Source organism: Streptomyces poriferorum (assembly GCF_019399235.1).
Lineage (GTDB): Bacteria > Actinomycetota > Actinomycetes > Streptomycetales > Streptomycetaceae > Streptomyces > Streptomyces poriferorum.
This window is the reverse complement of sequence record NZ_JAELVH010000187.1, coordinates 1-13,574: the sequence shown is the minus strand read 5'-3', so window position 1 is coordinate 13,574 and position 13,574 is coordinate 1. Positions and strand designations below refer to the sequence as shown.

Below are 13,574 nucleotides of genomic sequence, written 5' to 3'. Positions count from 1 at the left end.
AGGGCGAGCGCACGGCGGTGCCGGACGCGCCACGGGTGTACGTGCACGTGGTACGGGGCGGGGTCGCGCTCGGCGACGAGGAGCTGGGGGTGGGTGACTCGGCGCGGATCGCCGGGGAGGAAGGCATGGAGCTGGTCGCGGGCGGGGCTCCGGCCGAGCTGCTGATGTGGGAACTGCCGGACTGAGGCGCGCCGTCCTTCGCCACCGTCACCAGTCGAATCTCTCCATGTCCCCGGCTGTTGCTTCGCGGTAGCCGACGATCACGTCACCGTCGAACTGCACGAGGTAGTACTCCTCGGGGTCGAACCCGCACCGCGTACACCATTCCGGATATCCGGGCACCTCGAAACGGCCGGTCCGAGGGGACCCCTTGGCCCTGTCCGACCACGCGATTGTGTCGCCGACGCGGAACCTGTGCAGGTACACGTCCCCGAAGTGGAACTGGATGACCAGATCCCCTTGTGCACCGCACTGAGGGCACGGGGACGGTGCCGGCACGAACAGCCGGTCGTACACACCCATGGCTGCTTACCTCTCATTCGAAACCCCCTGAGGCGTAGACGAGTTGACGTCAGGCGCACGCCCGACGTCACCACTGGCCCAGTTCAGCGGCGTCGCTGTCGCCGTCCTGTCTCGGACCGGCAGACAGCCAGTTGCGAGCGGGTGGCCAGGGAGTCCGGGTGGTCGGCGCCCAGTATGCGCACGCGGCCGGAGAGGGTCTGTTCCAGCAACTCGGCGGCTTGAGCGTGTTCGCCCATCTGGTGCAGTGCGTCCGCGAGATTGTTTCCACTGGTCAAGGTATGCGGATGGTCCGGGCCGAGGGCACGGCTGCGGTCTGCGAACACAGTCCGGTGCAGTTCCGCGGCGCGGCCCGGATCGCCCTGATGGTTGACCGTCGCGGCAAGGTTGTCGCGGCTGGTGAAGGTGAGGGGGTGATCGGGGCCCAGTACGCGGGTGCATTCGGCGATGTTCTGCGTGTGCAGCGTAGCCGCCGCGGTGTGGTCACCGAGCTGGTCGAATGACTTGGCCAGGTTGTCGCGGCTGGTCAGGGTCAGGAGGTGATCCGCTCCCAGGAGCCTGGTGCGGTCTGCGAGCACCATGGAGTGCAGGGAGGCGGCCTCTGCGTACTGACCGCGAAGTTGCAGAACGTATCCGACATTGTTCCGACTCGTGAGCGAATCGGGATGCTCCGGTCCCAGCACCCGGATCCGGTCGGCCAGATTCTGCCGGTGGATCCCTTCGGACTGTTCGTACCTGCCGAGACTGTGGAGGCTGTTGGCGAAGTGGTTGCGGGCGGTGAAGGTGTCCGGGTGCTGGTCGCCGAGCAACTCGACGCGGTGGGCGAGTACGGTCTGCCGCAGACTGAGCTGGAGGGCATAGCTTCCCGCGTCGCCCAGCACATCCGCCAGTGTGTTGAGGGCGGCGCAGGCGTCCTCGGACGGCACGAGCGCCGGGTGGTCGAGCAGAAGAGACAGATGCGGGGCGAGTAGCCGCGCGGTGGTCCAGCCGGCCACTCCGGCGGCGCGGAGATTCGTCACCTCACTCCGCAGGGCGTCGATCATTGCTTGCTCGTAGCTGTGGAGACGGTCCGTCTCATCGGTGGTCAGAGACAGTGCGGTGATCTCGCGGACGAGCGGGTGGAGGGTGACACTGCTCCCTGCGCGAGGACCTGTTCCGGGCACGCCTGGTTCTTCCGCCGGAACGCCCAGCAGGCCGTAGCGTTCGAGACCAGTCAAGGCCTGGTCCAGGGCGGCCTGGCCGACGGGCCGACCGACTGCCGTCGTCAGCAGTTCCGGTGTGATGAAGGCCAGGGGCACCGGTGCCTCCGCGAACAGTGACAGTTGGCGTAACAGTGGGCGGGCCAGTGGTACACCTTCGCGGTCGAGTTGATCGAGTGAGACCTCCCAGGTACGCCGGACGGTGGACCTGGCCACGTTCGGATCCGTAGGACGCGGGTTGTCAGCACCTACCAAGGCGGTCAACTCCTCTTCCAGCGCGGTCTGATACGCGGCGAAGTCACGGTGTCTGCTCGTGGATCCCGTCACATAGCGTCCGGCTGCCTGTAGGGCCAGGGGCAGCCCGCCGAGCCGGGAAGACAGCGTTTCAGCCTCCACCAGTGTGCCGCCATCGGGTGCACTGTCCAACAGGACCTTGCCGCCCGCCGCCGCCGGAAGCGGCTGGAGCCTGATCAGATCCGCCGCGTGTCCCCACGTCGCGGGGGCCGTATCCCGGCTGGTGACCAGGAGCAGGCCCCGTCCGTAGGGGCGGATCCAGCCGCGGTAGTCGGCGACACCCTCGCCTTCCGGGCTGATCTGCTCGGCTTCGTCGGCGTTGTCAACGACCAGCAGCCACTTCTTTGTTCTGGAGAAGTGCCGCCACACAGCATCGGGCAGGTTGTCGTTGCCGGACTGCGCGGCACCTATCGCGCTGCGTGGCATGCCACAGCCGACGGCTGCCTGGATGAAGTCGTCCGAGAGGGATTCCGGACCGCGCCAGCGAATCCAGAAAACCGCGTATCCGTCGCGGCGGGCGTACTCGGCCAGTGCTGCCGCGAGCGTTGTCTTGCCCATGCCGCCCGCCGCGCACAGCACCGCGAACCGGCCGTCGGGTTTCTTGAGCAGCGCCCTGAGCCGGGAGATCTCCCGGTCGCGGCCACGCACGCGCTGAAGGACCACGTGCGGCGGATGCAGTGAACCGGTCCGGGCGCTGGATGCCGGGCCTCCGCCGTTCTCGGCGGCACCGTCCAGCCAGCGGCTCGCGGAGGCCAAACCCGCGCTCAGGACGCCGAGTACACCGAACACCGTCCAGACCACCCAGGGACGGTCGGCCCATGCGGGTGCCACCGCGCCCGCGCGTTCGGCAACGGTACCCAGCACCACCGTGACAGAAGCCCCCAGTCCGGCAGCGGCGGCACCCGCTCCCGCACGTGTCCGAACCGCTCGAATCCGTCGCATGCCGGAACCCTCCCCCGAGAGCACTGCACTGTACGGATGACTCAGCGCATCGTAGAGCGAACGGTTCCATGGTGCCGCCGACCTGTCGAGGATTTTATGAGCAGGGAGGACTGTCCCCGTGGACCCTTCGCGTTGGCGAGCTGTAGGCCGCTGAACGGTGACCGTTCAGAACCGGCCGGTCTCCCGGCGCCACATCGCCCACATAGGCGGCCCGGACCGGAACGTCATCTCCTCGTGCACCGCGAACCCGTGCCGCTCGTAGAACGTCAGATTGCGCCGGTTGCTCGACTCCAGGAACACCGGCCGCCCGTCCGCGTCCGCCTGCTCCAGCAGCCCGCCCAGCACCTGCGAGCCACGCCCCGTGCCGCGCGCGTCCGCGTGGGTGCCGATGTACTCGACGTACCAGTGCGCGGGGCCGGCCGGATGGCGGTGTTCCAGCGCGAGCAGTCGCATCCCGGTCCTGGGGAGTTGGGCCCGGCCCGCCCGCAGCAGGGTCCCCGCGTTGCGCAGCAGGTAGGTGACCGGGAGTTTCCACTGCCCGGGCTCCGCCCACACCGCCGCCACCGTGCGGTCCGCGTCCGTCCACACCCGGCCCGCCGGGACCTGCTGGGCGAGGTGTGCGGTGAACAGGAGCCGTAGCCTCCGGTCCCGGTCGTGCGGCATCAGCCAGGACCAGACGGGGTCCTCGGCGTACGCACTGGCGAGGACGCCGGCGAGCGCCGGGACGTCGGAGGTGGTCGCGCGGACTATGTCGGTCATGGCCGGGGAGCGTAGCGGTCATCGGTGATCACCGACTACCGGCGCGGCATGGCGGATCAACAAGCCAACGGGGCACGAGTTTCGGCTATCACCGTGCAGCGTCTCGACCGGCGCCGAGGGCCGTGGAAATCTGCCGGTGCCTCAGGAATACGTCCACGGTTCGCCCGCCGTTCTCTCCGGCGGCCTAGTTTTCGCAGGCACGCGCCGACGTCCCCCCCGAATCACTCTCCCCCAGAGGTGCCCCCTGATGATCCTCCACACCGCCGACGCCCCGAGCCCCGACACCGAGAACAGCGCCACCGGCGAGAACACAGGCGAATTCCGCATCACCCGGCGCCGGATGCTCCGGACCGCCGCCGTCGGCCTCGGTGCGCTCGCGGCCGGCCCGGTCGCCGAGGCGGTCGGCGGGGCGCAGGCCAGTGCGGCCGAGTACATCCTGCCCAAGGGCTACAACGGCGACATATCCGATCTGAAGCACGTGGTGATCCTCATGCAGGAGAACCGGTCCTTCGACCACTACCTCGGTCAGCTTCGCGGAGCACGCGGGCACGACGACAAGCAGGTCCTGAAGTTCCAGGACGGCACCACCGTCTTCCAGCAACGCGACGCCACCGGCGCCATCGTGACGCCCGCCGTGTCGACCGCCACCTGGAGCGACAAGCACAACTTCTACGGTGCCAACGGCGGCCGGTGGGACACCTGGGTGAAGGACAAGGGCGATCACTGCATGTGGTACTACACGCCCGACTACATGCCCTGGATGTACTCGCTGGCCTCCCACTACACCGTCTGCGACATGAACTTCTGCTCGATGCACGGGCCGACCATCCCCAACCGCTACTACCTGATGACCGGTTCGGGCGGCGGCGAGACCACCAACGCCAAGCAGAACAACTACAGCCGCACCTGGACCACGGTCCCCGAGCAGCTCCAGCAGGCCGGCATCGACTGGCGGGTCTACTCCGACAACAGCGGCAACGGCGTCGGCGGCAGCCTCCAGAGCGGCTTCGTGGGCGAGTACGGCTGCAACGTCACCAACAGCTTCGCCGCGTTCGACCCCCGCACGGCGGACGAGGCCGACCTCGAACCCGGCACCGGCAAGATCTGGAAGGCCAACTCCTTCGTCTACGAGGGCGCCACCACGCCCAACGACGACTCCGAGGCGAACCTCGACGCGGTCCTCCGCGACCTGATCGCCGCCTGCGAGCCCGGGGCGGAGCACCCGCTTCCCGAGGTCTCCTGGGTGGTGATGCCCGCCGCGTGGAGCGAACACCCGGGCTTCGACACGGTGCACGGCGAGCGCTACATGAACAAGATCCTCAAGACGCTCCAGAGCAACGAGGACATCTGGAACCACACCCTGGTGATCATCACCTACGACGAGAACGACGGAAAGTTCGACCACGTCCTGCCCCCGCGCCCCGAGGAGGGCACGCCCGGCGAGTTCTCCGGCACCACGCCGTACGGGTTCGGTCCCCGCGTACCGATGCTGCTGGTCTCGCCGTGGACACGCGGTGGCTATGTCGCGTCGGAGGTGTTCGACCACACCTCGACGGTGAAGTTCCTGGAGACCTGGGCCGCCCATCTGGGCAAGCCGTTCACCTGCCCGAACATCACCGAGTGGCGCCGCTCGATCGCCGGCGACCTGACCAGCGCGATCGACTTCGCGCACCCGCGCCCGGGCCCGGTCGTCATCGCCGACCCGGTCACCGGCACCCCGCCGAAGCCGCCACGCGACCGGATGGAACCCCGCGGCCTCTCCTTCCACCCGCACGCCACCTTCACCGAGGACCGGACCGCCGGCACGGTGACCGCGTCCATGACGCTGTCCGGCGGCCCGGAGGGCAAGGCGGTGAGCCTCCAGGTCTTCCCCGACCAGTACCTCCCGTTCGCCAACACGCCGTACACGGTGAGCGCGGCGGCCCCTCGCTCGTACACCTGGGACGCGACGCAGACGGACGGCAAGTACGCCTTCTCGGTCTACGGCCCCGACGGCTTCCTGCGTTCCTTCGCCGGCCAGGTGATTCCGGAGAGCGGGAGCAAGCGGCGCGACGGCCTTCCGCGCGTCGAGGCGGAGCTGGTCAGGGGCAGGCGCGCTGTGGTCCGGCTGAGGCTGCACAACGACGGCCGTCATCCCGTCCGTTACACCCTCAAGGCCAACGACTACGCCGGCGGCACCCGGAAGGTCACCGTGCCCGGCGGCCACTCCACCGTCGTGAACTGGCCCACCGAGCGCGGCTACTACGACGTGGTGCTCACCGCGGACACCGGCACCGGCTGGACCCAGCGGTACGCGGGACGCGTGGCGACGCTCTGAGGCGGAGGGCGGTGACGGATGTGCGGGATCCCGGCAGGACCGGGATCCCGCACATCGGGCCCGCCTCGGGGCGGGCCCGCGACGGCCCCGGGCCCGCCGCTAGCCGGCGAACTGCGGGTCCTTCGCCTGGTTGTAGATCTCCTTGCCTGATGCGTCGAAGGCGTGGACGTAGGGGTTCGGGCCCGCCGCATCCCGCCGGTCGATGTGGGACGAGTCGGTGGAGAGAGCCGCCGCGTAGACGAACGCGCCGCCTGCCATGACCGCCGGGTACTGCTTCGGGTCGTCGCCGTAGCTGATGGTCACCTTGGCAACGTTGGGCGCGTGGTGCCCGGCGCCCAGCATGACGAGCTGCTTCTTGCCGACGGGCGCGCCGATGGAGTCGAAGTACGCGATCGTGTGTCCGGTGCCCCACAGGCGGTTGTTGATGAACGTGGGCGGGGAGTCCGGGCTGTTGCCCTTGTCGCCCTTCGACTCGCACTGCACGTACTGGCCGGCGGAGTCGACGGCGACGACCACGCCGTCCCAGTCCTTCGAGGCGAGGGGAGTGCGTACCCCGATCACCGCCTCGTACCGGGAGGCGTCCGAACCGAGGCAGGACGACAGGATCTTGCTGACGGTCCCCGAGTCGATCGGGGTGGTCTTCCCACTGGTGACGGTGAAGGTGTCCGGTGCGGACGTCGGCGCCTTGCCGACTCCGCCCGACGTGGAGTCGTGCGTGGCGCCCGCGCTCGGTGACGCGGCGGCGCCCGACGGGTTTCCGGCGGGGGAGGCGAGAACCGGTTGGGCTTCCCCCGCCCCGCTGAAGAGGGCCACGGCCCCGACGCTCAGCGCCGCGACGCCGGCGGCGACCCCCAGCGGCACTCCCCACCTGCTGCGCAGCGAAGCCTGGTTGCCCTCAGAGTCGATCTTCATCAATAGCTCCTCTCGGGTCCGCCGATGATTCGGCAGATCGCGATCGGAAGGAGCCGCAGGAATGCCCTGCGTGTCATTCATCGTGCGACCTCTTCCGCGTTGACGGGGTTCTTCGAACTGAACGACGCCGCGACCATGGCTCCGCCGACGAGGTCGGCCCCCAGCCTTCGCCGGGCCCTGTGCAGTCGGGACTTCACGGTTCCGACTGCCACCTTCAGCGTTGCGGCGGCTGCTTGCTGGTCCAGGCCCGACCACACGCAGAGCTCGACGACCTCGCGTTCGTGGCGGGGCAGCCGGGCCAGCGCCCGGTGGATCTCCGACATGCGACGCTCGTCGTCGACCCGGACGGCGACGCGGTCCGCGTGGTCGCCCACCGGCTCGTCGTGCGAGACGAGCCGGTGCAGCAGCGCCTCGGCCCGCCTCAGCCGCCGTCTGGTGTTCGACACCAGGCGGTCGGCGATGCCGAGCAGCCACGGCAGGGCCGAATCGCGGTCGAGTACGGTCTCCGACCGCCGGCGCCAGGCGTGCAGGAACACGGTCGACGTGAGGTCTTCGGCCTCGGACCAGTCGGCCGTCCGCCGGAACAGATAGTTGTAGACGGTCTTCCCGTGACGGTCGAAGATCCGGCCGAACGCCTCCCGGTCCCCATCGACGGCCCTCGCCCACAGCACCCGGTCGGACATCCCTCCGACCGGGACGGCGGGATCAGCGTCGTTCAGTTCCATGCCCTGTACGTGTCCGGCAACGGGCCGAAGGTTCCCGCCGGGCCGGATCTCCGTGTCGTCGGACGGATTCGGCCCTGCCACGAAGGCGATCTTGCCGTCGATGTGTCGTGGTTTGATCATCGCGTCCACGCAGGAGTCCACGTCGTCGACCGCGCAGCATGGCACCCCGGCCGGGAGTTCGGCGGTGAGGTGGACGGGCGCGGTCAGCCCGCGGCGGTCAGCTCACGGGCGAAGCGGCGGACGGCGTCGGTGAAGGCCTCCGGATCATCGAAGTTCGAAAGATGCCTCGCCCGCGGGATCAACTCGACACGCGCCTGAGGATGGGCCCGGGCGAAGGCGGCTTCACCTGACCGGAAGACGGTGTCCTTCTCGCCGTTCAGGATGAGCACGGGAGCCGCCACATGACGCATCGCATTCGCGTCGAACCGCCCCAGCACCTCGCCCCAGGCGGCCGGCAGCGTATGGAAGGCGTAGCCGGAACGAATGGTCGCCTCCACCACATCAGCCGGGTAGAGCCGCCGCAGCAACCGGTCGTTCATCCGCGTCAGCCGGTCCGCCGGTACGCGGGGCACCAGCCCGGCGGCCCACCGGTACGGCGTCGCCCACGCCCCACGCGTCGAGGCACTGGCCCCCGCGAGAACCAGCCCCCGCAGCCGCCCGGGGCAGCGCCGCGCGAACTCCAGCGAGGCGTACCCGCCGAGCGAGTGCCCGACGACGAGGGCCGGTCCGCTGTCCAGCGAGTCCACGGCGGACGCGATGATCTCCGTGGCCGACGTCAGGCTCCAGGGCTGACCGGAACGTGCGCCGTGCCCCGGCAGGTCAACGGCGGCGACCGGGAAGTCAGTACGGAGCGCGGCGAGTTGTGCACTCCACTGCCCCGCGCTGAACCGCGTTCCGTGGACGAAAACGATGGGTGGTGCAACCGCTGCCGTCATGAGCCCCCCAGAGCACGCCTGTACGGGCCGAGCTTACCGATGAGCCGAGCTCGCACTCACCGAGCTGATCGTCAACGTGGTCCGGCACGTGCCGGGGCGAAGGTGTCAGACCTTCATCTTCCGACTGCCCGGCGGTGAGGGCGTACGCGTCGAAGTCGTCGCTGACTGTCCTCAGTTGCCCCGCATCGCCGCGACGACTGCCCTCCACGATCGCGGGAGGGGGCTGCTGCTCGTCGACGCCGTCACCGGCAAGTGGGGCGTCGAGGCGCGCCGGGACGGCGGCGGGAAGGCCGTGTGGTTCGCGTGCCTGGCCGCCGTCGGCCCGGTTACGCCGACAGCTCCGCCAGCACCGCGTCCGTGAACGGGGGCCACACCTCCGCTGCCCACGGGCCGAACGCGCGGTCGGTGAGCGCCACGCACGCCGCGCCCGCGACCGGGTCGATCCACAGGAACGTGCCCGACTGGCCGAAGTGGCCGAACGTCGCGGGGGAGGAGTGGGTGCCCGTCCAGTGCGGGGCCTTGTGGTCGCGGATCTCGAAGCCCAGGCCCCAGTCGTTCGGGTTCTGGTGGCCGTAGCCGGGCAGTACGCCCTTCAGGCCGGGGTGGACGACGGTCTGCGCCTCCAGCACCGTGCGCGGGTCCAGGAGTCGGGGCGCCTGGACCTCCCCCGCGAACCGGGCCAGGTCCTCGACCGTCGAGACACCGTCGCGGGCCGGGGAGCCGTCCAGCGAGGTCGCGCTCATGCCCAGGGGTTCCAGGACCGCCTGGCGCAGGTACTCCGCGAACGGGATGTCGGTGGCCTTCGCGATGTGGTCGCCGAGGACCTCGAAGCCCGCGTTGGAGTAGAGGCGCCGGGTACCGGGCGGGGCGGTGACCCGGTGCTCGTCGAACGCGAGGCCGCTGGTGTGGGCGAGCAGGTGGCGGACCGTGGAGCCCTCCGGGCCAGCTGGTTCGTCGAGCTCGACCGCGCCCTCCTCGTACGCCACCAGAGCCGCATAGGCCGCGAGCGGCTTGGTGACGGAGGCGAGCGGGAAGCGGTGCGCGGTGGGGCCGTGCGTACCGAGGACGGTGCCGTCCGCTCGTACGACGGCCGCCGCGGCGGTGGGGACGGGCCAGTTCTCGATCATCGCCAGGCTCTGCATACGTACGAGATTAGGTCGTCCGCGGTTGTGGCCGAAACTGGCGTCCGGCAACGCTTGCTTAGAGTGCACTCCAGGGTTCTAGCGTGGAGGCATGACGGTGACGGAGACGATGACGGTGACGGAGACGCAGACCACCTCGGCAGGCGTGGACACCTGTGCGTCTGCCCCCCGGCCCCACCCACGTCCCGAGGGCCAGGACCGCTACACCATCAGCGAGGTGGCCGCCTTCACCGGGCTGAGCGCTCACACGCTGCGCTGGTACGAGCGGATCGGGCTGATGTCGCACGTCGACCGCTCGCACACGGGACAGCGCCGCTTCACCAACGCCGACTTGGACTGGCTCGGCTTCGTGGGCAAGCTGCGGCTGACCGGGATGCCGGTCGCCGACATGGTCCGGTACGCGGAGCTGCTGCGCGAGGGCGACCACACCTTCGACGAGCGCAAGGAACTGCTGGAGGCGACCCGCCGCGACGTGAGGACGCGGATCGCGGAGCTCCAGGACACCCTTGCCGTCCTCGACTACAAGATCGAGTTCTACGCAGGCGCCCAGCGGGCGCCGGAAAGGCCCAGTGCCTGATGAGTGACAAGAAGATCGAGACCGCGGAGCTCGGCAAGAACGGCCCGCGGGTCGGTGTCCAGGGGCTCGGCTGCATGGGCATGAGCGAGTTCTACGGAGACACCGACGAGGCCGCCGCCCGCGAGACCCTGGAGACGGCTCTCGCCGCCGGCGTCACGCTCTTCGACACCGCCGACATCTACGGCAGCGGCGCCAACGAGACGTTCATCGCCCCCTTCGTCGGCGCGCACCGGGACGAGATCACCCTCGCCACCAAGTTCGCCATCGAGCGGCGCGACGACGACCCGCACTACCGGGGTGTGCGCAACGACCCCGCCTACATCCGCCGGGCCGTCGAGGACAGCCTGCGGCGGCTGAACACCGACGTCATCGACCTCTACTACATGCACCGTCGCGACCCGGAGATCCCGCTGGCGGAGTCCGTCGGCGCGATGGCGGAGCTGGTGCGGGCGGGCAAGGTCAAGCAGCTCGGGCTCAGTGAGGTGACGGGCGCGGAACTGCGCGAGGCACACGCCGTGCACCCCATCGCCGCCCTCCAGTCCGAGTGGTCGCTCTTCAGCCGGGACGTCGAGCGCAGCGCCGTGCCCGCCGCCGTCGAGCTGGGCGTGACGTTCGTGCCGTACTCGCCGCTCGGCCGGGGGTTCCTGACCGGGGCGTTCGCGGACGCGGGCAAGGACCTGTCGAAGAACGACTTCCGGCAGTTCCAGCCGCGCTTCACCGGCGACAACGCGAAGACCAACGCCGCACTGCTGGAGCCCGTCCACAAGATCGCCGCCGCTCACGGGGCGACCGCCGCCCAGGTGGCGCTGGCCTGGGTGCAGCAGCGGGCGCAGGTGCACGGGCTGGCCGTCGTGCCGATCCCCGGCACCCGCAAGAGCAGCCGGCTGCTGGAGAACGTCGGCGCGACCCGGCTGACGCTGACCGCCGAGGAGCTGGCCCTGCTGGAGCCGATCGCCGGCCAGGTCGCGGGCGACCGCTACCCGGACATGAGCAACACGGCCACCGCGCGCGAGTAGGACGCCGGGGCCGGCCTCCGTCATCCCGCGCGAGCAGACGCCGGGTCCCGCCTCACGCCAGCCCCAGCGCGAACACCGCGAACCCCGCCGCGAGCACCCCCGCCATCGCGCGGCGGGCGTTCGCGGCGCGGGTCCCCGCCTTCCACGGCGCCTCGAACCGGCGCGCGTACCGTGCGATCAGCACCAGCAGTCCCGCGAACACCGGCATCCAGGCCACCCGGGCCAGGATCCAGCCGAGCGTGTCCGGCCCGGTCGTCAGTCCGGGTACCGCCCCCGCGAAGGACGCCGGGACCGCCGCGGCGAGCATCGCCGTCTGGTGCCAGCACAGGATCGTCATCGCCGACAGGTTGACGACGAGGACCGGCGCCCACACCAGCGGCCTGCGCAGCAGCCGGCCGATCCGGTCGCGCAGCAGGATCGCCGCACCGCTCTGCGCGGCTCCCAGCGCGAGGACCAGCAGCGACGGGGGATGCGAGTTGGTACGCGCCTCGCCCGGCACCCCGACCATCGACGCCGGGTAGTGGAAGAACAGCAGCAGAGCGGCGAACAGCACGCCCCCGCCGACGAGCAGCAGCCGGGCGCCCCGCTTCCCGATCCGGCCCTCGGCCCATGAGACGCCGAGCTGGTACGCGAAGAGCCAGCCGGGAACGATGTTGAGCATGCTCAGCCAGGAGGGCATGGAGTCACCGAGCGGCCCGTAACGCAGCAGGTCGACGACGGCGACCGCGCCGAGCAACGGGGCCGCGGCCCAGCCGCCGAGCCGTTTCGCCAGGCGGATGCAGTACGGCGTCAGCGCGGTGACCACCGCGTACACGCCGACGAACCAGAGCGGCTGGATCACCAGCGTCGACCCGGTCCGCAGGGTGTCGCCCGGCACCCCGAGCGTGTGCAGCACCGGGATCAGCACCGCCCAGACGGCCGTCACCCCGAGCACCGGCCGGCCGAGACGGGCCATCCGCCCGCGCAGCCAGGCGCCCGTCGTCGACTTCCGCCTGCGGTAGGAGAGCACCGAGGCGTACCCGCCGACGAGGAAGAAGACGCCCAGCATCTGCAGCACCCAGCTGAACGGGGCGAGCGCGCCGAAGGCCGAGAGCGGACTGGCGTTGTGCAGCGCCCCGCCGCCGTCGAGCCGGAATCCGCCGAGCAGCCAGTGCCCGGTGGGGACGGCGAGCAGGGCCAGGGCGCGCAGACCGTCGAGGGCGCGGTCGCGGTGGGCCGGGGTACGGGCCTCGATACGGGAGGCGAGGGCGTGCGGGCTCATCGGGCGCCCCTGTCCGCGTAGGTGCCTTCCGCGATCGCGGCGAAGGCGTGGAGGGACTCGGTGCCGGGGGCGAAGTAGCCCGTGTGGCCATGGGCGTCACCGGCGGGCACCCGGCGGGCGCCGAACTCCGGGGAGGTCGGGTCGGCGCCGTGGCCGAGCCCCGCGAACTCGACGTTCGGGACGTTGTCGATCCAGTCGTCGGGGTCCTTCGCGGCCCACACCCGGGCTCCGGTGTGCAGATCGCCGACGTCGTCCGCGCGCATCCCGGGCGAGCCGAGGACGACCAGGTCGCCCGCGCGCAGCCGGGGCGCGGCGAGGCCGCAGACGACGGAGCCGTAGCTGTGGCAGAACACCGTGGGCTCGGGCACGCCCGTGGCGGCGAGCCCGTCCGTGAACCGAGTCAGGCGGTCCGCCCCGGCCTCGGCGAGCGAGCCGGTCGCGGCGTCCACTCCGACGCCTACGGGCGTGGTGTACCCGGCCCAGGCGATCACCGCGCTGCCGGGACCGGTCTCCGCGTACAGCGACCTGGCCATGCCGGCCGGCGTTCCGTACACATCGTTCGTACGGTCGAAGGTCCCGGCGTCGATGTCGGAGCCCGGCACCACGACCGACACCCGGCCCGCCGTGGCCAGGTCCCCGAAGACCTCGGCGACCTGGCCGCGGCCACGCGGATCGAACGCGAGGATCCGGCGGTGCGGGTCCGCGGCCAGACTCGCGTACCGGGGGTCGGGATCGGCCTTCAGGGCCAGGGCGTTGGCCCGGTAGCGGAGTTCGACGGGTGCGCCGTCGAGGTTTCCGACGACGAGCGGATGCCGTGCGACCAGGGACTGCCGGTCCCGCTCGCCCAACCCCGCGAAGAACCGGGCCACTTCGGCGGGAGTGTCCCGCGCCGGATCGGGCAGCTCCCGCCCCAGTACGTGATCCGACCGCCAGGCGGCGGTGCCGGGAGGCGGCCCCGTCAGTGCCTGCTGGGCGT

The 13,574-nt window shown here is 70.6% G+C and carries 13 protein-coding genes; 4 read left to right on the top strand and 9 right to left on the bottom strand.

Annotation, left to right across the window (positions count from 1 at the left end; all coding sequences use genetic code 11):
- The coding region (locus JGS39_RS27330; protein WP_443742929.1) for a pirin family protein at positions 1-185 on the top strand (185 nt) is incomplete at its 5' end.
- Positions 186-207: 22 nt separating this feature from the next.
- Here the strand turns inward: JGS39_RS27330 and JGS39_RS27325 are convergent.
- The 3 genes from JGS39_RS27325 to JGS39_RS27315 form a co-directional block, all read right to left on the bottom strand.
- Positions 208-522 carry a hypothetical protein gene (locus tag JGS39_RS27325; protein ID WP_219572261.1) on the bottom strand — a complete coding sequence of 105 codons (315 nt, stop codon included), beginning with the start codon at positions 520-522 and terminating at the stop codon, positions 208-210.
- An 83-nt stretch (positions 523-605) separates the two neighbouring features.
- The gene (locus JGS39_RS27320; protein WP_219572260.1) at positions 606-2,591 is read right to left on the bottom strand and encodes a tetratricopeptide repeat protein; all 1,986 of its coding nucleotides are present in this window, start codon (positions 2,589-2,591) and stop codon (positions 606-608) included.
- 528 nt (positions 2,592-3,119) lie between these two features.
- Positions 3,120-3,713 carry a GNAT family N-acetyltransferase gene (locus JGS39_RS27315; protein ID WP_219572259.1) on the bottom strand — a complete coding sequence of 198 codons (594 nt, stop codon included), beginning with the start codon at positions 3,711-3,713 and terminating at the stop codon, positions 3,120-3,122.
- 247 nt (positions 3,714-3,960) lie between these two features.
- Here JGS39_RS27315 and JGS39_RS27310 point away from each other — a divergent pair, with 247 nt between their 5' ends.
- A complete protein-coding gene (locus JGS39_RS27310) occupies positions 3,961-6,030 on the top strand; it encodes an alkaline phosphatase family protein (RefSeq protein WP_219572258.1) in 2,070 nt (689 codons plus the stop codon).
- A gap of 99 nt (positions 6,031-6,129) precedes the next feature.
- Here JGS39_RS27310 and JGS39_RS27305 read toward each other — a convergent pair whose 3' ends face one another.
- The 4 genes from JGS39_RS27305 to JGS39_RS27290 all read right to left on the bottom strand — a co-directional run bounded on the left by JGS39_RS27305 (position 6,130) and on the right by JGS39_RS27290 (position 9,744).
- Positions 6,130-6,942 (bottom strand): hypothetical protein, encoded by an 813-nt coding sequence (locus JGS39_RS27305; RefSeq protein WP_219572257.1) that lies wholly within the window; start codon positions 6,940-6,942, stop codon positions 6,130-6,132.
- A 77-nt stretch (positions 6,943-7,019) separates the two neighbouring features.
- The gene (locus JGS39_RS27300) at positions 7,020-7,667 is read right to left on the bottom strand and encodes an RNA polymerase sigma factor (RefSeq protein ID WP_219572263.1); all 648 of its coding nucleotides are present in this window, start codon (positions 7,665-7,667) and stop codon (positions 7,020-7,022) included.
- Between the two features lie 203 nt (positions 7,668-7,870).
- Positions 7,871-8,602: an alpha/beta fold hydrolase gene (locus JGS39_RS27295; RefSeq protein ID WP_219572256.1), complete on the bottom strand. Its 732-nt coding sequence runs from the start codon at positions 8,600-8,602 to the stop codon at positions 7,871-7,873.
- Between the two features lie 326 nt (positions 8,603-8,928).
- Positions 8,929-9,744, bottom strand: coding sequence for a serine hydrolase domain-containing protein (locus JGS39_RS27290; protein WP_219572255.1), 816 nt, complete (start codon positions 9,742-9,744; stop codon positions 8,929-8,931).
- A 91-nt stretch (positions 9,745-9,835) separates the two neighbouring features.
- Here JGS39_RS27290 and JGS39_RS27285 point away from each other — a divergent pair, with 91 nt between their 5' ends.
- Together JGS39_RS27285 and JGS39_RS27280 are read left to right on the top strand one after the other, a co-directional pair.
- Entirely contained in the window at positions 9,836-10,321 is a 486-nt protein-coding gene (locus JGS39_RS27285) for a MerR family transcriptional regulator (RefSeq protein ID WP_371930388.1), read from the top strand.
- On the top strand, positions 10,321-11,337 hold the full coding sequence (locus JGS39_RS27280) for an aldo/keto reductase (RefSeq protein WP_219572254.1): 1,017 nt from the start codon (positions 10,321-10,323) through the stop codon (positions 11,335-11,337). Before JGS39_RS27285 ends, JGS39_RS27280 begins: the two co-directional genes overlap by 1 nt.
- A gap of 52 nt (positions 11,338-11,389) precedes the next feature.
- On the opposite strand, the gene JGS39_RS27275 is transcribed toward JGS39_RS27280, so the two are convergent.
- Both JGS39_RS27275 and JGS39_RS27270 read right to left on the bottom strand, forming a co-directional pair.
- Entirely contained in the window at positions 11,390-12,598 is a 1,209-nt protein-coding gene (locus JGS39_RS27275; protein ID WP_219572253.1) for an acyltransferase family protein, read from the bottom strand.
- Positions 12,595-13,574: alpha/beta hydrolase (locus JGS39_RS27270; RefSeq protein ID WP_219572252.1), on the bottom strand; the 980-nt coding region annotated here is incomplete at its 5' end. The genes JGS39_RS27270 and JGS39_RS27275, both read right to left, overlap by 4 nt.

What these genes read in the sequence shown, in the direction of transcription:
- JGS39_RS27325 (WP_219572261.1), bottom strand. Translation starts at nt 522, where the DNA reads ATGGGTGTGTACGACCGGCTGTTCGTGCCGGCACCGTCCCCGTGCCCT.
- JGS39_RS27315 (WP_219572259.1), bottom strand. Translation starts at nt 3,713, where the DNA reads ATGACCGACATAGTCCGCGCGACCACCTCCGACGTCCCGGCGCTCGCC.
- JGS39_RS27310 (WP_219572258.1), top strand. Translation starts at nt 3,961, where the DNA reads ATGATCCTCCACACCGCCGACGCCCCGAGCCCCGACACCGAGAACAGC.
- JGS39_RS27305 (WP_219572257.1), bottom strand. Translation starts at nt 6,942, where the DNA reads ATGAAGATCGACTCTGAGGGCAACCAGGCTTCGCTGCGCAGCAGGTGG.
- JGS39_RS27300 (WP_219572263.1), bottom strand. Translation starts at nt 7,667, where the DNA reads ATGGAACTGAACGACGCTGATCCCGCCGTCCCGGTCGGAGGGATGTCC.
- JGS39_RS27295 (WP_219572256.1), bottom strand. Translation starts at nt 8,602, where the DNA reads ATGACGGCAGCGGTTGCACCACCCATCGTTTTCGTCCACGGAACGCGG.
- JGS39_RS27290 (WP_219572255.1), bottom strand. Translation starts at nt 9,744, where the DNA reads ATGCAGAGCCTGGCGATGATCGAGAACTGGCCCGTCCCCACCGCCGCG.
- JGS39_RS27285 (WP_371930388.1), top strand. Translation starts at nt 9,836, where the DNA reads ATGACGGTGACGGAGACGATGACGGTGACGGAGACGCAGACCACCTCG.
- JGS39_RS27280 (WP_219572254.1), top strand. Translation starts at nt 10,321, where the DNA reads ATGAGTGACAAGAAGATCGAGACCGCGGAGCTCGGCAAGAACGGCCCG.
- JGS39_RS27275 (WP_219572253.1), bottom strand. Translation starts at nt 12,598, where the DNA reads ATGAGCCCGCACGCCCTCGCCTCCCGTATCGAGGCCCGTACCCCGGCC.